Raw genomic sequence first — 24,547 nt, 5'->3', positions numbered from 1 at the left:
ACGAACGTACGGAAAAAGATATGAAAGACCGTCTTGATTCCTACAAGGAATTAGCTAAGCGGTAATACGCAGCAGCATATACACAGCAGCATATACGCTCCCGGCATGCAGCTCTGATACGTCAGAGCTGCATGTTTTTTACGTAAAACATCCTGCTGTTTTCTTGAAATGTTCTTGACAATTCACAAAATTTGATTCTAGAATATATAGAGTATCATACTATGAGTACGGGAAAGGATATCCATGACAGTCAAACACATTACAAAACGACAGTTGCAGACGGAAGCGAACCGCCAGTATATTATGAACGTAGCCCAGGACCTGTTTTCCCATAATGGCTATGAAAAGACATCCATGAAAGAAATCAGTACGGCAGCAAAGCTTCCCATCGGCTCCTTATATTACCATTTTAAGAATAAAGAAGATTTGCTGCTCCAGATATGCATCTCTATTGCCCGGACCCCTATGCCCAATCTGTCGCAGGATGTGGTGCAAAAGGCCAGAAAACCGTATCAGCACCTGTTCAAGGAAATCGATATGTATGGGGATCTGTGGGCCAATGCCGGTGAAGCTTTCGCCTATAACGTGTACCGGACATTCGAATATATCTATGATACGGAACACAGTTATTTGTCCATAGACTTTTATAATAACATGCTCAATTTCATCAAAGTGGCCCAGAGCATCGGTACCTTCGACGATACGATTTCTGCAGAAGAAGCGACGGAGTATTTGTTCATGATTATCCGTACCCTGATTTATGAATGGTCCCAGACGCGGCACCATCATGAAGATATTTGGCTTTGCGGCAAATATCTTCCACGGATTTTAAAAACATTCGTCAAAGAGTAAAACGCCCGGTCGGGCGTTTTTCTGATAAAAGGAGCGTTTATGCTATGAAACCTTTTGTACATCTTCATGTGCATACCCAGTACAGCCTCTTTGATGGGATGTGCCGCATTCCGGAAATGGTATCCCGGGCCAAGGAACTGGGAATGCCGGCAGTGGCGATTACCGATCATGGTAATATGTACGGCGTCATCCACCTCTATAAAGAGGCACAGGCGCAGGGAATCAAGCCCATCCTGGGGTGTGAAGTCTACATGACACGGGGCAGCCGCATGGATCATCCGGCTAAGGAACGTCTTTGCCATCTGATCCTGCTGGCAAAAAATAATGAAGGCTATCATAATCTGATTAAAATTGTTTCCAAAGGATTTATTGATGGGGAAAACAACTATCACCGTCCCCGCGTTGACTACGATCTCCTGAAAACCTATCACACCGGGCTCATCGCTCTCAGTGCGTGCATTGAAGGGCAGATCCAGCAGGATCTCATCAATCGCAATGAAGCAGGAGCACGGCGTGCACTGGAAGAACTGGTATCGATATTCGGGAAAGAGGACTTCTATCTGGAAGTGCAGAACCATGGACTGCCGGAAGAAAAACTGGTGCGCCATGTATTTAAAGACTGGGCCCGGGAATACGGCCTGAAATTAGTGGCCACGAACGACTATCATTATATTTACAAAACGGACGCCCCGGCACAGGAGGTCAAACTCTGTATTTCTACAGGCTCTACATTGGATGATCCTAACCATTTCCGCTTCTCCAATGATGAATTTTATATGAAAGACGGCGACGAAATGGCGGCTTTGTTTGCCGATATGCCGGAAGCCCTCGACACGACACTGGAAATTGCCGATAAATGCAATGTGACGATACCCTTTGATGAACGGCATTTGCCTAAATTTCCTGTACCGGACGGCGAAACGGATACGTCATATCTGCGCAAACTTTGTGAAGAAGCGCTTCCCAGACGATATCATCCCGTGACCGAAGAAGTGCGGAAACGGCTCGATTATGAACTGGGTGTCATTGAAACTATGGGATTCCCCTCGTATTTCCTAATCGTCTGGGACTATGTCAAATTCGCCAGAGACCATGACATTCCCGTCGGTCCCGGCCGTGGTTCTGCCGCCGGTTCCGTCGTAGCCTATCTGCTGGGGATTACCGGGCTGGATCCGCTTAAATACCATCTTCTTTTCGAACGATTCCTCAATCCGGAACGGGTCACCATGCCGGATATTGATATGGACTTCTGCTACGAAAACCGCAGCAAGGTCATCGATTACGTCACGCAGAAATATGGGCAGGATCATGTAGCCCAGATTATCACTTTTGGTACCCTGGCTGCCCGTGCGGTCCTGCGCGATGTGGGACGGGTCATGGACATGCCTCTCAGTGAAGTGAACCGCATCGTCAAAATGGTGCCGGCCGAGCTGGGCATTACCCTCGATAAAGCCCTCGATGAAAGCAAGGAATTCCGCGGTGAATACGAAAAAGACGAACAGGTGCATCAGCTCGTTACCTACGGGAAAATCCTCGAAGGTCTGCCACGCCACTCGTCTACCCATGCAGCAGGGGTGGTCATTTCGGCCGCTCCTGTCGATGACTATGTGCCGGTCCAGTTTTCCAAAGAACATTATCTGACGACCCAGTATGATAAAGACCTCGTAGAAGAACTGGGCCTGCTGAAAATGGACTTTCTCGGCCTGCGTACACTGACCGTCATCGGGGATACGATCAAGCTCATCAAGGCCAACCGCGGCATCGACCTCGATATCAATGCCATTCCTCTCGATGATCCGGAAACGGGGAAACTGCTCACGGAAGGTGATACGGCCGGCGTATTCCAGATGGAATCGGAGGGTATAACCAACCTGGTCAAGGAACTGGCACCGACTCATTTCGAAGATATGATCCCCACGGTGGCCCTGTACCGGCCGGGTCCTCTGGGAAGCGGCATGGTAACGGATTTTATCAAACGAAGCCATGGTGAAACAAAGGTAACGTATCTCCACCCGCTGCTGGAACCCATCCTGAAAGATACGTACGGTGTCATCCTCTATCAGGAACAGGTCATGCAGATTGCTTCGGCTATGGGTGGCTTTACGTTGGGGCAGGCCGACCTGTTGCGCCGCGCCATGGGCAAGAAAAAGGAAAAAATCCTGGTGGCACAGCGTAAGAATTTCCTGGCTGGCACACAGAAAAATCATATTCCTGATGATATAGCCAATAAAGTATTCGACCTCATGGTTTACTTTGCCGGTTATGGGTTCAACAAGTCCCATTCCGCAGCCTATGCCTATATTGCCTGGCAGACGGCTTATCTGAAAGCCCATTTCCGTCCGGAATTCATGGCGGCTACCATGACCAGTGTCATCAATGATATCAGCAAAATCAGTTATTATATCCAGGAATGCAAGCGCCATGGCGTGCCTGTTTTGTCTCCTGATGTCAATGCCAGTGTCTATATGTTTTCTGTACAGGGAGAGAGCATCCGTTTTGGCCTGTCCGGCGTCAAGAGCGTAGGGCAGAACGCCATTACGGAAATTGTGAATAAACGGGAACAGGACGGACCTTATCAGTCGCTGGAAGATTTTTGCAGCCGCGTTGATTTTCATCTGGTCAATAAACGGGCCATGGAAAGTCTCATTAAATGCGGGGCTATGGACTCGTTTGGCAAACACCGGTCCCAACTCATGTCGGTTCTCGACCAGGCCATGGCACTGGGGTCTCTGTATCAGAAAGAACGCGATTCAGGACAGATGGGCCTCTTTGACATGGAAGAGGAAAAACAGGTATCGTCACTGACCTATCCTGCCGTTCCGGAATATCCGATTGAAATGCGGCTGGCCATGGAAAAAGAATATGACGGCTTTTATTTTTCCGGTCATCCCCTCGATGCCTTCCATGATGTCATGGATGCGCTGACGCCATTGTCGGCACTATATGGAGAACATAAAGAGCAGTACGATGGACGGGTCATGGAAGTAGGCGGACTGATCACGGCCCGGCGTCAGGTCCTCACCAAGCACAAGGACACGATGGCGATTCTGACACTGGAAGATTATACCCACACGATCAGCATCGTCGTATTTCCCAAGACGTACGGGCGCTATGGCAGCCTCACTGCCACCGATCTGGCTGTCCGTATCACCGGGCGGGCCGATATCAACGACGAAAACACCCAGATTGTGGCAGAACGTATCGCGCCACTGGGAGAAGAAAAGGCAGAGGCTCCCATTGCCAGTGCCCATGCAGCCATCCATACAGGAGCTATGTGGCAGCCCGGAGGAGGAACGAAATTGTTCATTAAAATCCCGGCTCACCTGGAACGGACGGATCTGAGCTCGACCATTGCAGGGGTCCTGAAAAAATATCCGGGAACGGTCAAGGTCTATTTTCACCTCATGGGAAGCCGCAAGACGATACTGACCAACGAACAGTACTGGATTACGCCGGATGAAGACCTCCACCGCGAACTCCAGGCCCTGCTGGAACCGGGGTCTCTGGTGTTGAAGTAAAGAGGAGATAGTGGATTCACCCCTTGACAAACAGGACACAACCTATTAAAATGTCGGATATATGGAAAAGCAATGAACAAGACGGTCTGCAGATACTTCTTGGCAGCGAACCGGGGACAGTGTGAGCCCGGGAAAGAGAGTCTGCAGGCGGATCACTTGGGAGCTGCAGCCGCGTTCCGGCTGACGGGTAGCGCCGTTATACTGCTATGAGAGTGGCTGCACAGCAGTCAATAGGGTGGTACCACGGTGATTACGTCTTCGTCCCTTTGGGATGGAGACGTTATTTTTTTACTTTTGAAGGAGGAAATACAATGGATTACGGTAAAACGCTTCATTTACCAGAAACCGACTTTCCCATGCGAGGCAATCTGCCGAAACGCGAACCAGATATGATCAAATTCTGGCAGGAAAACAAAATCTATGAAAAACGCTTGAAGAAGAGACAGGGCTGCAAGAAATTCATTTTGCACGATGGCCCTCCGTACGCCAATGGCAAACTCCACATCGGCCATGCGTTAAATAAATGCCTGAAAGACTTCATCCTGAAATACAAGACCCAGACCGGTCATTATACCAAATATATCCCTGGCTGGGATACGCACGGCCTGCCTATCGAACATGCCGTCATCAAAGATACGGGTCTCAACCGTCATGAAATCGCACCGCTTGACCTGCGGGCCAAATGTCGTGAATACGCTCTTCAGAACGTCGATATGCAGCGCAAGGATTTCATCCGTTTCGGCGTCCTCGGCGACTGGGAACATCCCTACCTGACATTGCAGAAGCCGGTCGAAGTCGCACAGATCGGGGTATTTGGAGAAATGGCCAAGAAAGGCTATATCTACAAAGGCCTGAAGACCGTATACTGGTGCCCTCATTGTGAAACGGCACTGGCTGAAGCCGAAATCGAATATAAAGACGATAAATCGTTCTCTATTTACGTAAAATTCAAATCGGTAGACCTCAACTGCCATATGCCAAAAGGTGCCGATCCGGAAAAGGTATTTGCCCTCATCTGGACGACGACACCCTGGACCATTCTCTGCAACGTGGCTATCAGTGCCAACGAAGAATTTGACTATGTCTGGGTCCGGGTAGGTGATGAATATCTGCTCATGGCCAAAGATCTGGTTGAACCGACCATGAAGGCCGGCAAAGTAGAAGATTACGAAGTACTGCCGGATGTCATGAAAGGCAAACAGCTCGAAGGCCTCGTATTCCAGCATCCTATTTATGCGGACCGTAAAGTGCCTGTTATCCTGGGCGACCATGTCACTCTGGAAGCCGGTACGGGCCTCGTCCACACGGCTCCGGACCATGGCGAAGATGACTTCAATGTCTGCATGAAATATGCTGCCTGGGGGTTGAAACCGCTGGGCACAGTAGATGGAACCGGCCGTTACACCGATAAGGTTCCCGGATTTGAAGGCCAATTCGTATTTGATTCCAACGTGCCGGTCATCAAAAAACTGGCAGAAATCAATGCCCTCTTTGCCAAGAGCACGTTCCGTCATCAGTATCCGCACTGCTGGCGCTGCAAACAGCCGATTATTTATCGTGCAACAGAACAGTGGTTTGCTTCCGTCGATGGATTCCGTCAGGAAGCGCTCGATGCTATCGACAAAGTGCGCTGGATTCCGTCCTGGGGCCATGACCGTATTTACAATATGATCCGCGATCGCGGTGACTGGTGCATTTCCCGTCAGCGTGTCTGGGGCGTGCCCATTCCTATCTTCTACTGCAAGAACTGCGGCGAACACATCATCAACGACGAAACAATTTCTCATCTGCAGAAGATGTTTGCTGAAGAAGGCTCCAACACATGGTGGATGCATGACGTCAAAGAACTCCTGCCTGAAGGCTATAAGTGCCCGCACTGCGGCGGTACGGAATTCCGCAAAGAAGAAGACACCATGGATGTCTGGTTTGATTCCGGCTGCACTCATCAGGGTGTCATGAAAAATGACCCCGATTCGGGGTATCCTGTCGATATGTACCTCGAAGGATCCGACCAGCACCGCGGCTGGTTCAACAGCTCTCTTCTGACTTCCGTTGCTATCAACGGCATCGCTCCTTACCGTCAGGTACTGACCCATGGCTTTACTGTCGATGGTGAAGGCCGCAAGATGAGTAAATCCGTCGGCAATACGGTCGCTCCGCAGGAAGTTATCGAAAAATACGGTGCCGATGTCATGCGTCTCTGGGTTGCATCAGCTGACTATCAGGGGGATATCCGCCTCTCGCCGAAAATCCTGAAACAGCTTTCCGACGTATATCGTAAGATCCGCAATACCTTCCGCTATCTCCTGGGCAACCTGGCCGATTACAATCCGGCAACGGATGCTGTCGCTTATGAAGACATGTCCGAACTGGATAAATGGGCACTCCTGCGCATGGAACAGGTATTGGAAACGGTAACCGATGCTTATGAAAATTACCAGTTCCACGTCATGTATCATGCTATTCACAATTTCTGCACCGTCGATCTGAGTGCTATCTACCTGGATATCATCAAAGACCGTCTTTACACGGAAAAAGCCGATGCCAAGATCCGCCGCAGCGCCCAGACGGCCATGTATCAGATTCTCGATACACTGGTCAAAATCCTCGCTCCTGTCCTGTCCTTTACAACCGAAGAAGTATGGCAGAACATGCCCGCTGTAGAAGGAAAAGAAGAAAGCGTACTGCTTACGGACTGGCCGGAAAAACATCCGGAATATCTCAATGCCGATATGGAAAAACGGTGGAATACGCTCCTGTCGTACCGCAGTGATTTCATGCGTGCTCTGGAAGTTGCCCGTAAAGATCATAAAATCGGCCATCCTCTCGACGCAGCCGTTACGATTTATGCCGATGGAGAAGACTATGATTTCCTCAGCCAGTGGCAGAAACGCCTGGCGACACTGCTTATCGTCAGTGAAGTCACTCTCGTAAAAGGAGATGCCCCGGCTGATGCTATGGCTGGTGAACACCATGCAGACACGAAGGTTGTCGTAGAACCGTCGTCCCATGAAAAATGCGAACGCTGCTGGAAACATGATGCCAGTGTCGGTTCCGACCCGGACCATCCGACATTATGTGCCCGCTGCGCTGCTGTATTGAAAAAATAATATCCTGCCGGAATTACCGGCAACAAAAGGGCTTATCGCACGACGATAAGCCCTTTTAATTTTTTAGCGGCCACAGATTCTGTCTGGCACTTATGTGGAGATAATATATTGTACCCATGACTGAAAGTTTAGAATTACGCAATGAGAATAACAATTTTATATAACATATATAGATACGAGTGTTGACATAGATGCAAGTGAGTAGTATGCTACATACAAGCGAAGACGATAAGGAGGTGATTCATATGGTGATAACCAAGATTTCCATCAAAGAGCAGGTGTATGAATATCTGAAATCAGCTATTGTCCGGGGAACTCTCGCTCCACATACGATTTATTCTGAACAGATGATCGCTGACGAATTGCAGGTATCGCGGACCCCCGTACGGGAAGCGATACAACTCCTGAAGCATGAAAACCTGGTCGAAATTTATAGCAACCGCGGTTTTGGTGTCAAAGCTATCTCATCAGAAGATATAGACGAAATCATCGAGGCCCGTCTGGCTATCGAGGAATTCGGCATACGCAGGCTGGTACGGGACTGCCGCTCAGAAAAAGGGCAGATGGCATTAGATCAACTGGCTTTGTGTATCGAAAAGACGAAGAAAGCTGCGAAATCACATCATCAATATGAATTTTCCGAATCGGACGTAGCGTTTCACAGGCTGCTGGTCGCCTTTACAGAAAATCCGTATCTGATGCAGGTTTCTGATATGATCCATACGAAGCAGGAACAGGCAACTGTCCATTCTCTCCATGATACAGACCGTATGGCAAAGGCAATCAGGGAGCATGAATGTATTCTGACGTTTCTGCGTGCCGGTGATGAAACAGGGGCAGTCAGAGCCTTTGAAGAGCATATGCAGGTTACCAGCGAAATCCTGCACACAGCTGAAACCGTAGCAGACAATTAAAATTTTATTATATTGCTGGTCAAGGAGGTCATTACTATGTTAAAAGTAGGGTTTGTAGGTCTGGGTATTATGGGTAAACCGATGGTCATGAATATGCTGAAAGCCGGCATTGATGTCACCGTATCCGATTTGAAACAGGAACTGGTCGATGAAGTCGTTGCGGCCGGCGGTAAATCGGCAGCGTCGGTCAAAGAACTGGCTAAAGGCAAAGATGCCGTATTTACTATTCTGCCGACAGCAGCTATCGTACAGGACGTACTCACGAAAGAAGACGGCATCCTGGCCGGCGTCGATGCAGGTACAGTCGTCGTCGATTGCAGCTCCGTTTCTCCTATCGAATCCAAACAATGCCGTGATCTGGCGGCTGCCAAAAACTGCCCCTTCCTCGATGCTCCTGTCAGCGGCGGCGAAGAAGGCGCTATTAATGGTACCCTGGCATTCATGATCGGTGGCGATGAAAAAGCTGCTGAAAAAATCAAAGATGCTTTCGAAGCCATGGGTTCCAGCTGGATCGTCGTCGGCCCGACCGGCAGTGGTTCTGTCACGAAACTGGCCAATCAGATTATGGTAAATGTCAATATCTGTGCCGTTGCCGAAGCACTGGTACTGGCCCAGAAAGCTGGCGCAGATCCGAAGAAAGTATTTGAAGCCGTCCGCTGCGGCCTGGCTGGCAGCACCGTTCTGGAAACGAAAGCACCGAAGATGTTCAACCGCGATTTTAAAGCCGGCGGCACCATCAAGGTCAACCTGAAGGATATCACGAATGTCATGAATACAGCCCGTGATCTGCAGGTACCACTGTTCCTGTCCGGAATCGTACAGCAGATCCAGCTCAGCCTTAAACAGTCCGGTCATATTATGGATGACCATGCCGGTTACGTTCAGTTCTACGAACAGATTTCCGGTGTCACTGTCAAAACGGAAGAAAAATAAGGAGTGCAGAAGAGGAGATTATCATGGCGAAAGTATTAAAAGAAGAATTATTCAATACCCTTCCGGCTGTACAGGTGAATGAAGAAGAAATCACGAAAGAACTGCTGAAAGAATTACAGGAATTCCATAAAAAAATCGTCGTCCTCGACGATGATCCCACAGGAACCCAGACAGTACACGACATATCTGTATACACGGAATGGACGGAAGATGCCCTGACCCAGGGCTTTGACGAAGCCAATTCAGAATTTTATGTATTGACTAACTCCCGGGCTTTCTCACGCCAGCATACAACGGAAGTACATCAGACGATAGCACAGCGGGTATCGGCTATTGCCAAAAAGACCGGCAAAGATTTCATCGTCATCAGCCGTAGTGATTCCACGCTGCGCGGCCACTATCCACTGGAAACGCAGGTCCTCAAAGATACACTGGAAGCGAATGGCGCTCCTGTCATCGACGGGGAAGTCCTGATGCCATTCTTTAAAGAAGGCGGCCGCTTTACGATTGGAAACGTTCATTACGTACAGGAAGGGGACTATCTGGTACCGGCCAATGAAACGGAATTTGCCCAGGACAGCACCTTTGGATATACGGCGGCGACTATGCCCGAATATATCGAAGAAAAAACGGGCGGTGCGTATAAGGCTGACAGTGTTACCTGCATTGCCCTGGAAGATCTGCGGGCCGGTAATATAGATAAAGTGGCAGCCCAGCTGGAAGCGGTCCATGATTTCAACAAAGTCATCGTCAATTGCACCGATTACATTGATGTCAAAGTATTTGCCCTGGCATTGCTCAAGGCAATGAAAGCGGGACGTCATTTCATGTTCCGTTCCGCAGCGGCTCTGACCAAAGTACTGGGTGGCGTATCAGATAAACCTCTGCTGACGAAAGAAGAATTGGTCGTAGCCGGCAACACGAATGGCGGCCTCATCATCATCGGCTCCCATGTCAAGAAGACGACCCAGCAGCTGGAAAAATTGAAAGAACTGGATAATATTGATTTTATCGAATTCAATCATCTCATGGTCCTGGAAAGTGATGAAAAACTAGAAGAAGAAATCCAACGCGTTATCGATAAAACAGAAGCGAACCTGAAAAAAGGTATTACGACCGCCGTTATGACAGGCCGCAAGCTGTTGAAAATGGATACGAAAGAAGAATCTCTCCGCGTGTCTGTCAAGATTTCCGATGCACTGGTCAGCATTGTGACACGCCTGTCTGTCCAGCCGAAATTCATCATTGCCAAAGGCGGTATTACGTCCAGCGATGTGGCGACTAAAGGCCTGTCTATCAAGAAAGCACTGGTTCTCGGTCAGGTGGCTCCTGGCATTCCTGCGTGGAAAGCCGGAAGCGAAAGCAAATTCCCTGGCATGAGCTATGTCGTATTTCCGGGCAATGTCGGGGCTGTGACGACTCTGCGTGATGTCGTGGCCATGATGAATGCCTGAGATAGGAGTCATCTATGCTTATTAATCTCCGGGACATGCTGCATTATGCAGAAGAAAAAAATATAGCTGTCCCTTCCTTCAATGTCTATAATGTGGAATCTGTCCAGGCCGTCTGGCAGGCGGCGACGAAAAAAGATTCACCTGTCATCATTGCGTTTGGTGAGTCCTATGATAGTCATATGCCGATTGAATCGGCAGCGGCTTTGATATTGTCTTATGTCCGCGATGCACAATTGCCAGTGGTACTTCATCTGGACCATTGCCGGAGTCAGCGGAATATCCTGCGCGCTTTGCGGGCTGGTTTTACCTCTGTCATGTTCGACGGATCAGCAAAGCCGCTGGCTGACAATATTGAAGATTCGAAGGCTATTGTACGTATGGCACATGATCTCCATGTCAGCGTCGAAGGCGAATTAGGCTATATGAATGAAGAAGATGGTACAGGCAGCGTTCACCCTGGTACAGGATACACGACCGTCGCTGCGGCCCGCCAGTATGCTGAGAAAAGCGGTGTCGATGCCCTGGCCATAGCCATCGGAAATGCCCACGGTATTTATAAGGGTACGCCCAGTCTGGATCTGGACCGCCTCGATGATATCCGGCAGGCTGTCACGGTCCCACTGGTCCTCCATGGCAGTTCGGGAATTCCTGTAGCGTTGCTGCAGGAAGCTATCCGCCGGGGAATCCGCAAAATCAATGTAAATACGGAAGTATCGACGACGGGAATTCAGGCTGCACGGGATTTCCTCGCTACTCATATGGATCCCAATACACGATTCGAAAAAATGACAAAAGCTGCCGAAACGGCGATGAGTCAGGTCGTACAGACGTATATTGATATTTGTGCATTGAAAAAATAATCATAGTACACGAAAAAGGCGCTGTCTTCATTGGAACAGCGCCTTTTCGTGTACTATGAAATCTTCCGTTTCATTTACTCAATATGGTATTCGAGATATAGTTTTTTCCGTACCTCTTCGTTTTCAATGGCTAAATCCAGATCTTGAAGGCGGCCATCGGCTTTTAATAATTTTAGTAAAGTCGTCAGCCGGCTTTCTCCCTCCCGGCGGCCTTCCTGACGCCCTTCCTGGCGTTCTTCCATGCTCCATTTTTCCATTTCTCTGCACATGGCATTCACCTCCTCAGGATTATTTTTGTAACGGAAAACTTATTGTTTTTGTTAGAAATTATTTATATACAATTCAAGTATATCATAAAAATAGAAAGAGAACAAATGTTTTATCTGTAGCAGACAGAATGGCATTTCGGCTTTTAATACGTAATGTAATTATACATGCTTATATAGCATAACTCGTCGCGTTTTTATATATTATGGTCATAATATATATTACTGTTTGACAAGCGTATTAAATGGGTTATAATATATTTATGAAAAGAAAGAAATCATCTAGTTTATCATCTATTGTACCTATCATTTAGTATCCTAGTACTGTAGAAATTGATTCCCAGACATGCTATGTTTCTATTGTCAGAACAGGAGACAGCTCCTTTGGATTCCGCCCCCCGTTTTCAACGTATCAAACAGAAAACATCCTGAGAACCAAAGGAGAGGAAGTGTAACCATGGACGCACTGAAAAAAGCTGTACCACTGCTGACAACGGTTGTTATTATCGGACTGGCTGCTGCAGTTATTTATTTTGAATAAGCAATGGAGAACGGGCTGCCTGTAAAGACAGCCTGTTTTTGATATAGGTGCAGTAGCAGTAGCCGCACTGGCTCTGATTCTTTAATATTCACAGATACTTTCATACATCTATATAAACATAAAATGCGCCGGAGAGGGGAAGCTCCGGCGCATTTTATGTTTATATGGAAAAACCGCGGCATAGAATATATCCTGTGCCGCGGCTTTTTTTTAACTTATTTATTGCTGTCAGCGATGCATTCGTTCAGATCTGCAATCAGAGCGTCTACGTCAATGCCGTGTGCGCCGGCACCTTCGCCAATGGTTTCAAAATGAGCGGCCATGCAGCCGATGCAGCCGAGACCATAAGCCTGGAATATCTGCACGATCTGTGGATATTTCTGGACAGCTTCGATGATACCTGTGTCTTTGGTAATAACTGGCATGTGAATTCCTCCTTAAAAATTCTTTTCCGAACGTTTTGAAAGAACTCCGGACTGGATTCATTATATCATACTTTATCTCCTTTGGCAGGTGGTAAATGCAACGAAATTGCAGAAAATTCTAACTTTTTTTTTAAGGATGATGAGTCATAGCAAGTAGATTTCACGACAGCATATACACATCGTACAGACATTATATATAACAATTATTTATTTCTATATAATAATTTTATTATAACACATCATTTCATGATTAAGTTAAACGTAAAACGTAAACATAAAGAATAGAGTAAATAAACTTTTTGTTTTATATAAAATAATAAAATATAGTAGCATGGTTCGTATATTTTTAGTTTTTATATAAAAATCAGAAAAGGAAGGAACATATTTCATACATTTGTCCATTTGCGATAATATTTATTCGTCGATTATGATTATTATGCTATTTTTATTTTATATCTGTATTATATTTTGTCTATAAAAGTATTAACACTATGTTATTTGACCCGGAACACAGATTAAGGTGTAAAATAGTGATGATTTTTTACAATATCATTACAAACATATTGCAAATACAAACGAGAAAAGAATTTACATCACAAAACTGTAAATAAGGTGGGAGGCTTTATGAACAAAATTTACAAAGTCATTTACAGCAAAGTACGGAATTGCTATATCGTCGTATCGGACTGGCGAAAAGCCATGATTCAGCTCATGGTACACGCAGTCGCAGCGGATGTGCCCGCAAAGCGGCCGTCCTGGCAGCCTTTGTCCTGACGACATCGCTCCTTGCTGTCCCGGACTGGGCTCAGGCAGCGACAGCTACAAACAGTGGGAATCCGTCTGCTGGACATGCTGTTAATATTGAAACGAATGAATCAACTAAAGATGCTACAGATAATTCAGGTACGTTAGCACAAGGTTCAGGTGCTTATGCTACTTACGATTCCCAGGGCAATTTGATTATGGGCAAGGACAATGAAGTCGTTCCCATCCAAAATGACCCGAAGACCGGCAATGCCCGGGTCGATAGCAAACCGGAAAATGTGGTCATGGGTACCCGGAACGGGGTGGGCAAATTCACCCATTCTACAGAGACTAAGAAGCCCATCAGCGGGGATGAATCCTATGCCTATCAGAAGCTGGATACGGAATGGATCACGGTCAAAGTCTACAATCCCGACACCAACTCCTATGATGACAAGCAGGTGGAAGTCTATAAACTGACTCCCGGCCAGTACATGGATGATGAGTATAATGTCCGGGCTAAATATCCGGAACGGAGCTATTACAGCACGGATGAAGACTACCGCAAGGCGGTGGAAGTCTACAACAATGTAGCCACCTATTACGGACAGGACCGGACCCGCCAGTCTTATTATGTCAGCGGAGCTACCGCTGTGGGCGTGGACAATGTGGCGGAAGGGGATCATTCTACGGCCATCGGCAACAAGGCCAAGGTCTTGAATTCCGTCAGCAGCTACTATGTGGATGCCTATGGGAAATTGACCAGCAATCAAGCGGATGCCCGCTACTGGCTGGATGAACAGGGGAACATCTCCAGCAGCCGGCAGGGGTACTATGCTTCTGATGGGACCTTTGTGGACCGGTATTATATGGTGCCCCGGCTTATCGATTCCACCGATGCGGTAGCCGTGGGCAGCGATGTGACGGCGGAAGGCCGGTCCGCAGTGGCCATCGGTCACCAGTCCTACGCCAAGGAATACAGCGTGGCTATTGGGGAAAACAGCGTGACCGACTATATGGGCGTAGCCATCGGCAAAGATAATAAGGCCAAGTACGCTAGTACTGCTATTGGCCATACAAACGATGCCAATGGCTATTACACGGCTACGGTGGGGGTCAATAATACAGCTCGCGCAGATGAAAGCACAGCCATCGGCTACGGCAACAGTGTGGACGGCCAGCAGCAGAACGGGGGTACCACGCCGAAAGCAACTTATACCCATGTACTGGGGTCTAATAATATCGTGAAGGGCAGTTATAATGCGGTGTTCGGCGACACCAACAAGGTGACCGGGGCCTATGCCCTGGCTCTGGGCGGTCATAACAAAATCAGCGGGGAAAATACGAATGATGGAGATGGAGAGTACGGCATCGCCATCGGCTATGGCAATACGGTGGAAAAGAATGCCCTGGCCCTGGGGCTGAACAGCAACTCCATCCACGACGGAAGTATCGCCATCGGGAAGTCGGTTAATACGACAGGGGATAATAACAATGGGGCCACTGATTCCATTGCCATTGGCACCAAAGCGACCGTCCATATGAAGAATGGTATTGTTTTGGGTAATGAGGCCTACGCCGGGAACAATGGAAATAATAGTGAAGGCGCCATTGCCATCGGCCATCAGGCAAAATCCGCGGCTGGGGAAAGCATCGCCATCGGGACGAAAGCCACTACCGGCAACAACGTTGGTTCCACAGGCATGACGAATATCGGGGCCATCGCCATCGGTTCCAATACTAATGCAGATACCGTCTATGACATTGCCATGGGTGTAGGAGCCAGTACGACGAATACAGTGAATGGCGGTGCCATCGCCCTGGGCCATAATGCTACCATCGAACAGGGCGGACAGGCTTCGGCGGCCATCGGGGATTCTGCTAGGGTCAAGATGAACCTCCATGATGCAGTAGCCCTGGGCAGCCAAGCCTATGCAGACCGGGAAGCCAACCATGACGGCGGATATGATCCGGCTGCCAAAAGCATTGCCCATGGGGATAGCAGCAGTTCCACCAAAAATCCGGTGTGGAATTCCACTTTGGCAGCCGTTTCCGTAGGTTCTTCTGAACATAATGTCTGGGATGGGTCGAAAAATGTCCACTATGCTCAGCAGACCCGCCAGATCACCAATGTAGCAGCCGGGAAGGAAGATACGGATGCCGTCAACGTGGCCCAGCTGAAACAAGTGGTCAATCTGGTCCACAATGGCGGCGGTGGCGGTACCGGCGGCAGCGGAGTCCACGATTACAGCGTGAACTCCGTAGATTCGGCCAACGATAGCAACTACAACAATACAGGCGCTACGGGAAACGACGCTCTGGCTGCAGGGGTCAATGCTTCGGCAACGGGTGCTCATTCAGTAGCTGTCGGTAACGGCGCAACCGCAAAAGGTCAAGATTCTATTGCTCTTGGTACGGGCGCCGTAGCAGATGGAATCGGTGCCACCGCTATTGGACAGTACAATACGGCGTCGGGCCAAAATTCATTGGCCTTTGGCGGCGGTTATAATAAAGGCCAAAAAGGGAATACTGCCAGCGGCGTCGCTTCGGTTGCTTTTGGGGAAGGAACCCAGGCTATTGCCGAAGGTACCCTGGCCTTTGGGGAAAATACCCAGGCTGGTTCTACTGAGAAAGATAAACAAGGTAATCCTTTGGGGCAGAATGCCGTAGCTTTCGGCAATGGGACGAAGGCCACCGGCGGCCGTTCCCTGGCTTTTGGAGAACGGACCGTTGCCAGTGCCAACGATGCTACGGCCTTTGGCAATGAAAGCGTTGCTTCCAACACGGGGGCGACAGCCTTTGGCAACAGGAACCAGGCCACTGGTCAGTACGCCACGGCCTGGGGCGGCGGAGACAAAGTTGTTGATAATGGAGATGGTACCACAAAGAAAGTCGGCACCGTAGCCAGCGGAACCTATGCTACGGCCTTTGGAGAACGGACGGTTGCCAGCGGGGACAGTGCCACGGCCTTCGGCAGCGATTCCACGGCCAGCGGGAAAAATGCTGCAGCCTTTGGCGAAAATTCTACAGCTTCCGGCGAAGCCTCTACTGCCTTTGGTATCGGCTCCACGGCAGCGGCTAAGAACTCCCTGGCGGCTTTGGGTGGCACGGTAGCAGAATCGGCAGAGAATGCGGCCGCCATCGGCAATGGTGCACAGGCCAAACTGGCGGATACGGTGGCATTGGGCAGTGAATCTGTAGCCGACCGGATGAGCGGTGTCAAAGGGTATGATGCCGCCACCGGGGCGGAAACGACCCAAACATCTGCCGCCTGGGTTTCCAAGGCCAATGCCATTGCGGTAGGCAACGGCAGCACCCTGACCCGGCAGATCACCGGGGTAGCAGCCGGTTCCCAGGATACGGATGCGGTGAACCTGGCCCAGCTGAAGGAAGTGGGCAAATTGGCAGGGAAACACACCACTGTTTCCGTAGGTGGAAACAAGGCCACGGCCGATGATACTTTGGTCAAAGGCGGCAATCTGGAACTGAAGCGGCATACCATTGACGGTCAGGCCAATTACGACGTGGCTTTGAGCAAGGATGTGGTCCTTGGGGAACAGAAAGAAAACAAGGGCGGCAGCCTGATAGTGAACAGCGTGGCTCAGTTCCGGACGGCTCCGGGATCCAAAGAGACGTATCCGGTGAAAGAAGCCGTCAAGATTGACGGGACGACCGTCTCTGTGGTGAAGAATGACGGCACCAACGACCAGCGCCAGGTGGTCCTGGGCATCGGTCAGGATACGGGCGGATATGTGGCTCTGTTTGATAAGACAGGTAATACGCCTACGTATATCTTCAATGCCATCAGCCCGGGCATCACCTATCTGAAAGAGGGACAGGCCAATGAATTCAAACGTCTGGAATACGGGGACATCACCAACGGCTCCACCCAGTTCATCGCTACTCTGGATGACGGGCTGAAATTTAGCGGCGATCAGGGAACCACATCGGCCGTGAAGCTGAACCAGAAACTTACCGTTACTGGCGGAACTGGCGAAGAAACCAACCCGGATAATCTGGTCACTGCCAACAACATCGGTGTGGTTTCCAGCCAGGATGGAGACAATGGCAAGCTGGAAATCAAACTGAACAAAGATCTCACGGGCCTCAATACGGTCACGGCCGGCACAGCTAAAATCGGCCACAGCGACGAGGGCGTACTGCCTACGGTTCAGAATGGACAGCCCACCGGAGGCCATGCCAAAGGCGGAGAATTTGTGACAGGGCTGACCAATACGGAATGGACCGTGAAGGATCCCACCTATGTGAGCGGTCGGGCTGCCACGGAAGATGAACTGCGGACCGTATCCGATGCGGTGAGCGGCAACACCACCAACATCGAAAACAACAAGACCCAGATCACCAACAATACCAACACCATTGCCAAAGGCCTGAGCTTCACTACCAACACCAAGGATGCTTCCAATACTACGGACAACTACAAGGGCTACAAGGTGGTCGGCCGCAAGCTGGGCGACACCATTGCCATCAAGGCCGGCGACGAAGCGGACAACCACAGATACAGCACCTCCAACCTGACCACCCGGATTGCGGAAAATGGCGATATCTCCATCCTCATGGATGAGAACCCGACCTTCACTACCGTAACCACTGATAACGTGATTTATACGGGGAACAAGGACCAGCAGGATAAGGATGGCAAAGCCGCCCAGGCGGACACCAGTGTCCATTATGGGGACAAGACTCTGACGGACGGCAAGAACATTACTACGTCTGACAACGAAACCAAGTCCACCAGGCTGGGGTACCAGGATGCCCAGGGTAAACACCACGATATCGCCACCATGGATGACGGCCAGATTTATGCCGGGGATATTAAGGCAGACGGCACCCTGGACAGCAACGGCTTTGCCCGGACCATGAACCAGAAGACTACCATCAACGGCGGTGTGACCAATAAGGACAACCTCACCGACAACAACATCGGCGTCGTTTCCAACGGCACCGACACCCTGACCGTGAAACTGGCCAAGGACCTGAAAGACCTCAATTCTGTCACCACGGGCAAGACCGTCCAGAATGATAGCGGCATTACGATTACCAACGATGCCAATGATGAAACCAAGAACGTGGTCATCAACGGGGATAAGATTTCCTTTGGCGGCAATCAGGTCAAGAATATGGGCAGCGGCTCCGACGGCACGGCCGACGGAAAGCCGACCTATAACACTCCCACCAACGGGGCCAATATCGGCGATGTGCAGAATATTGCCAACAGCACCACGGAGGCAGCCAAGCTCACTGGCGACTCGAATATCACCGTCACCTACAATGATGCGGCCGCCGGCGGCCAGAACACGGTCAAGCTCAACGACAGCATCACCCTGGGCAGCGATGCCGGCAAGAAGGTCGCCATCGACGGCACGAAGGGCACTATCACGGCTGGCGATGAAGTCAGCCTGGATGGCAGCAATGGCACCGGCAGCATCGGTGGCGTGACCATCGGCAATCAGACTGGCGTTGCCACCACCAAGAAAGATGGCGACAAGGTCAAGACGGAAGACGGCACCTTTGTTACGGGCCTGACCAATACGACCTGGAACCCAGATGCCAACGGTATCGTCAGTGGCCGGGCGGCTACGGAAGACCAGCTCAAGATCGTGTCCGATACGGTCAATGCCGGCTGGGAACTGGACGTCAACGGCTCAAAGCAGAAAGCTGTGACGCCGACGAGTCCCAAAGTCAACTTTGTGCAGGGCCAGAACATCACCATCACCGGCAGCGGTGATAATGTTACCGTGGCAACGGCAGATGATGTGCGCTTTGCCAGCGTCCGCGTAGGCGGAGATGCTGACGGCAAAGGCAGTTATACCGGCGGTATCGTCATCGGTAAGCAGTCTGGCGGAGCCAGTGCCAACCCGGATGAAAATGATTACATTACAGGTCTGAAGAATATAAATTGGGACACTGATAAAATTCAGAGCGGCCGTGCGGCTACAGAAGACCAGCTGAAAAAAGTCGCAGAAGACATTAAGAAGGGTACTGTTTCCGGTGATGTGTACGTTACCGGCGGAGAAGTGACCTATCACACTGATGGCGGTACAGATAATGGTCAGCCTACAGTCAATGATGGCACGGGAAAACTTACGCTGACAGAAAATAATAAAACGACAACGGTCGATATTACCGGTCTCCATGATTACTATGCTACCAGCGGTACTGTTTCTGAAGATGGAAAGAAGCTGACTATTTCCCGCAACGAACGGGATAAAGATGGCAATCCGGTGACCTTTGATGTGGATCTGACTAATCTCCTGAACAAGGAAAAACACCTTATTGCTAATCCGGCTGACGGTAGCAAAGGAGTTTACAAAGTCAATGAAAATGGTGAAGTGACCTTACAAGTACAGGATGCAGCTGGCAACAATACGCCGGTGACCATTTCAGGATTTGAAGGAGTGGTGGATCATTACAAAGGCCTGAATTTCGATGCCAATGCCAGAAAAACGACTGATGGTAAAGCCTATAATGTCAAGATGGGCGGTACTATCAAAGTCCAGGGCATTGATCCTGTCTCCGGCCATAATTACAGCGATGAGAACGTGACTACCGAAGTGGATGCCAACGGCAATATTACTATCAAGCTGGATAAAGCCCTGACGGCTGACACAGTAATGGTCAACGGCAAAGATGGCAAGGACGGCCAGATTGGCCTGAATGGTAAAGATGGCACCGATGGTACGGTGACCACTATCATCCGGACTATCGGCAAGAACGGTACGGATGGTACCGATGGAAAACCTGGTGTCAACGGTACTGACGGCATCACCCGTATTGTCTATCAGGATGGGAAAGACGGAGAACCGGGCACAACGACCCATACGGTGGCTACCTTGGATGACGGCCTGAAATTCGGTGCCAATGCCCCTGCAGCTGGAAAGACGGACAACCCGGTGGGCAACAAGCTGAACAGCACAATCAACATTAAAGGTGCCGGCACCAAGACGCTTGACCAGTATTCCGGCCAGAATCTGATAACTTCTGTTGAACAGGATGCAGACGGCAATACTACCATTAACGTGCTCATGGACAAGGCTCTGACAGCCGACACGGTGATGGTCAACGGCAAAGACGGAAAGGATGGCCAGATCGGCCTCAACGGTAAAAATGGCACCGATGGTACGGTGACTACCATTATCCGGACTGTTGGGAAAAATGGTACCAATGGCACTGATGGGAAACCTGGCGTCAACGGTACCGATGGCATTACCCGTATTATCTATCAGGATGGAAAAGACGGGGAATCGGGTACTACGACCCATACCGTAGCCACTCTGGATGACGGCCTGAAATTTGCTGGCGATGATGGCCAGACCGATACCGCGAAAGTCATCAGCAAGAAGCTCAACGAGCAGCTGGATATCATCGGGGGAGCCAATCTGGACAGCCTGACAGATAACAATATCGGCGTGAAGAACGACGGTGGCAAGCTCTATGTCCGCCTGGCCAAACATGTGGATCTGGATGCGGACGGCACTTTGAAAGCCGGGGATGCCACTATCGGGGCCTTTAGCAATACGCAGCTCACTACCAACAAAAACAACCATGCGCTGGAAGGCAGCTATGCAACGGGCCTTTCTAACAAGGACTGGAGTGTGGCGGATCCGGAATACGTCAGCGGCCGGGCAGCTACGGAAGACCAGCTGGCCAAGCTTTCTCAGAGCATCACTGACAGCAATACCGTACGCACGGATTATCAGCTGGTGGCAAATCCGGATACGACGACAGACGGCAGTTATACGGCGGAAAATGGGACCCTGACCCTGACGGTCCGGGATACGGAACATACCAAAGATCCCAAGTATCCGGACAAGACCATCACCATCAAGGACATCGCTTCCAAGGCGAAGGTGGACGAAGCCTACGACCGTGCCGTGAAATACGATATGAAGGACGGGAAGGTAGACAAGACCCACGTGACCTTTGAAGCGGTGGATGAAGCCGGGAACCCGGTGGATACCCAGGTGAGCCATATGGCCAGCGGGGCTTCGGAAATCACCGATGATGGGAAGGGCAACAAGACCTATACCTACAATACGGAAAACAATGCCGCCAACATCGGCGACGTGAAGCGCCTGGCAGCCGAATCCAGCCTGCACTACAGCGGGGATACGGGCACGGGAACCAGCCAGTTGAAGGATACGGTGGCCTTCAATGGTACAGAAGGCCAGATTGTCACTGCGGCGGAAAACGGTAAAGTCACGTTCAAACTGGCGGACGACCTGACGACCCAGACCATCACCGTCACCGGTAAGGACGGCATTTCCGTTAAAGGCAAAGACGGCAAGGATGGCGTCACCATCACTGGCAAAGATGGAGTGGATGGCGTAGACGGTGCTGAAGGCCATATCGGTCTCAACGGCAAGGATGGCATGGTGGATATCTGGACCAAACCGGGCAAACCAGGCGTCGATGGCAAGGATGGGGAAACCACCATGACCCGCATCGTCTATCAGGGCAAAGATGGCAAGGAACATCAGGGGGCTACCCTCGATGACGGCCTGAAATTCCACGGCGACAGTGGCGATATCGTGACCCGCAAGCTCAACACCCAGCTGGATGTACTGGGCGGGCAGATTGATACAAATAAACTGACGGCCACTACGGATGGCAATATCGGCGTCGTTTCCACGAAAGCAGCAGACGAAAGCTCCAATGGCAAACTGGAAATCCGCCTGGCCAAGGAACTGAAGAACCTCACCAGCGTACAGACCGGGGACACCACCGTAAATGATGATGGCTTGACCATTAATAAAGCCGGGAACGGCGGCAAGGATTCCATTACCATCAACAAGACCACCGTTTCCATTGCAGGGAATCAGATCACCAACATGGGCAGCGGCCTGGGCAACACTTATACGGCAGCTGGTGACAACAACGGCGCCAATATCGGCGATGTGAAGAAACTGGCAGACAGCCGGAAGACCACGGTGAAATCCACTGACGGCAGTGTATCCGTAGTAGATCGAAATGCCAATGACCCCAATGCCACCAGCCATGACTATGACCTGTCCGTGGACACGTCGAAAGTGGCTGAGGGTGTAACCCTGAAATACAAGGGTGACAACAACACCCAAGGCAGCAACAAGCTCAGCGAAGCCGTCACCTTCAGCGGTACGGCCAATCAGATTGTGACCACAGCAGAAGACGGCAAGGTCACTTTCAAACTGGCGGACAATGTGACTACTCAGACGATTACCGCAGTGGGTCAGGATGGAAAAGACGGGCAGATTGGCCTCACCGGCAAGAACGGGGCTGACGGCTCTGTGACCACCATCATCAAGACGGTGGGCGCCAAAGGGACTGACGGCAAAGATGGAATCCCCGGCGTGGACGGCCAGCCTGGCAAAGATGGCATCACCCGCCTGACCTATGATGAAACAGACGATAAGGGCGGTACGGAACACCATGTAGTGGCAACTCTCGATGACGGCCTGAAATTCGTGGGCAACGACGGCAACGTAGTTACCCGGAGACTCAATGACACCCTGTCCATCAAAGGGGGCATTGATGATAAAGAAATGCTGGCTGATGCCCGACGCGTATCCAGCCGCAACCTGGGCGTCCGCCAGAATACGGCGGGAGATGGGCTGGAAATCGTCATGACCAACCGGCCGGATTTCGAAGCCATCACCGTAGGCCCTGATGGCGGTGATCCGGCTCATAAGATCACCATCGGTCAGCAGGACAATCAGGCTGACAACCCAAACCCGGCCAAGGGCAACTACATCAAAGGCCTGGATAACACCCAGTGGGATGCAGGCAACGTCGTGGCTGACCGGGCTGCAACAGAAGGCCAGCTGAGTCAGGCCATTACGGATATTTCCGGTAAGGATAAAGGCGGCTTCGGCCTGGCTGACGAAGCGGGCGGCACCGTGAAGAAGGATTTGGGCCAGACGGTTACCGTCAAAGGCGACGGAAAGAACATCGAAACCAAGGTGAACGGTGATGCCCTGGAAGTCTCCCTGAAGAAGGATGTTGTTCTGGGCGACGACGGCAGCCTCAAGGCCGGGAATACCACCATCAACGGTGATGGCGTGGAAACCAACAAGGTCAAAGTCGGTGACATCACCATTACCCAGAACGGCATCAACGGTGGAGCCAAGCAGATTACCAACATCGCCAGCGGCATTAACGGCAAGAAGTATGCCGATGCCGGCGACAACAATGCGGCCAGCATCGGCGATGTGAAGCAGCTGGCCAAGAATGAAGCCAAAGCTTCGGAAGCCAAGAGCGGCAAAAACATCACCGTGAATGATGATCACACGGTGAACCTGAATGATGATATCATCCTGGGCAACGATTCCAATAAGCAGGTTGCCATCAATGGCTCTAATGGCCAGGTAGTCATTGGTTCCGGTGACAGCGCCATGACTCTGGGCAAGCAGGCCAATACAGCGGGAGACAGCAACCCTGAAAACGGCAATTATCTGAATGGTCTCGATAACAAGAAATGGGATGGGGAACACATCCAGAGCGGCCGGGCTGCTACAGAAGACCAGCTGAAGACTGTCAGCGACAAGGTGAACAGTGGCCGCAAGTTCCAGGGTGATGACGGCAAAGATGTGACCGTAGACCTGGGCAAGACTTTGAACATCAAAGGCGGTGCGACTGCAGTCAGCGATGCCAATAACGTCGGCATCGTGAGAGGGGACGACAATACCCTCAATGTACGGCTGGCCAAAGACCTCAAAGGCCTGGACAGCGTGACCACAGGCAACACGACTATCAACAACAGTGGCCTGACCGTCAAAGGGGATGACAACCACAAGGACATCACCATCCAGCAGGGAAACGTCAACATGGGCGGCAACAAGATTACAGGCGTTGCACCGGGTGCGGTGACACCGGACTCGACCGATGCCGTCAATGGCAGTCAGTTGTACGCCGCAGGCCAGGCCATTTCCAA

Annotated in this window: 10 protein-coding genes; 8 read left to right on the top strand and 2 right to left on the bottom strand. The window is 50.6% G+C overall.

All coding sequences use genetic code 11. The annotated features are described in order from the left end of the window. The first annotated feature begins 243 nt into the window (after window positions 1-243). From DW949_RS12465 to DW949_RS12435, 7 genes are all read left to right on the top strand, one after another. On the top strand, window positions 244-852 hold the full coding sequence (locus tag DW949_RS12465) for a TetR/AcrR family transcriptional regulator (RefSeq protein ID WP_118023530.1): 609 nt from the start codon (window positions 244-246) through the stop codon (window positions 850-852). Window positions 853-896: 44 nt separating this feature from the next. Beyond that, complete coding sequence (locus DW949_RS12460) at window positions 897-4,370, top strand: DNA polymerase III subunit alpha (protein ID WP_118023529.1); 3,474 nt, start codon at window positions 897-899, stop codon at window positions 4,368-4,370. A 311-nt stretch (window positions 4,371-4,681) separates the two neighbouring features. Next, window positions 4,682-7,480, top strand: coding sequence for an isoleucine--tRNA ligase (gene ileS / locus DW949_RS12455; protein ID WP_118023528.1), 2,799 nt, complete (start codon window positions 4,682-4,684; stop codon window positions 7,478-7,480). 245 nt (window positions 7,481-7,725) lie between these two features. Beyond that, window positions 7,726-8,394, top strand: a complete 669-nt coding sequence (locus DW949_RS12450) for a GntR family transcriptional regulator (RefSeq protein WP_158570687.1) — start codon at window positions 7,726-7,728, stop codon at window positions 8,392-8,394. A 36-nt stretch (window positions 8,395-8,430) separates the two neighbouring features. Further along, window positions 8,431-9,327, top strand: coding sequence for an NAD(P)-binding domain-containing protein (locus tag DW949_RS12445; RefSeq protein WP_118023526.1), 897 nt, complete (start codon window positions 8,431-8,433; stop codon window positions 9,325-9,327). 23 nt (window positions 9,328-9,350) lie between these two features. Further along, a complete protein-coding gene (locus tag DW949_RS12440) occupies window positions 9,351-10,781 on the top strand; it encodes a four-carbon acid sugar kinase family protein (RefSeq protein WP_118023525.1) in 1,431 nt (476 codons plus the stop codon). A gap of 14 nt (window positions 10,782-10,795) precedes the next feature. Continuing rightward, complete coding sequence (locus tag DW949_RS12435) at window positions 10,796-11,641, top strand: class II fructose-bisphosphate aldolase (RefSeq protein WP_118023524.1); 846 nt, start codon at window positions 10,796-10,798, stop codon at window positions 11,639-11,641. A 74-nt stretch (window positions 11,642-11,715) separates the two neighbouring features. On the opposite strand, the gene DW949_RS12430 is transcribed toward DW949_RS12435, so the two are convergent. Continuing rightward, window positions 11,716-11,910 (bottom strand): hypothetical protein, encoded by a 195-nt coding sequence (locus DW949_RS12430; protein ID WP_118023523.1) that lies wholly within the window; start codon window positions 11,908-11,910, stop codon window positions 11,716-11,718. A gap of 753 nt (window positions 11,911-12,663) precedes the next feature. After that, on the bottom strand, window positions 12,664-12,873 hold the full coding sequence (locus DW949_RS12425) for a DUF1858 domain-containing protein (protein WP_059075327.1): 210 nt from the start codon (window positions 12,871-12,873) through the stop codon (window positions 12,664-12,666). Window positions 12,874-13,538: 665 nt separating this feature from the next. On the opposite strand from DW949_RS12425, the gene DW949_RS13675 reads away from it, so the two are divergent. Next, the coding region (locus DW949_RS13675) for a hypothetical protein (RefSeq protein WP_158570686.1) at window positions 13,539-24,547 on the top strand (11,009 nt) is incomplete at its 3' end.

The organism is Megasphaera sp. AM44-1BH (assembly GCF_003467125.1).
Lineage (GTDB): Bacteria > Bacillota > Negativicutes > Veillonellales > Megasphaeraceae > Megasphaera.
This window is presented reverse-complemented; position numbering and strand designations above follow the sequence as displayed.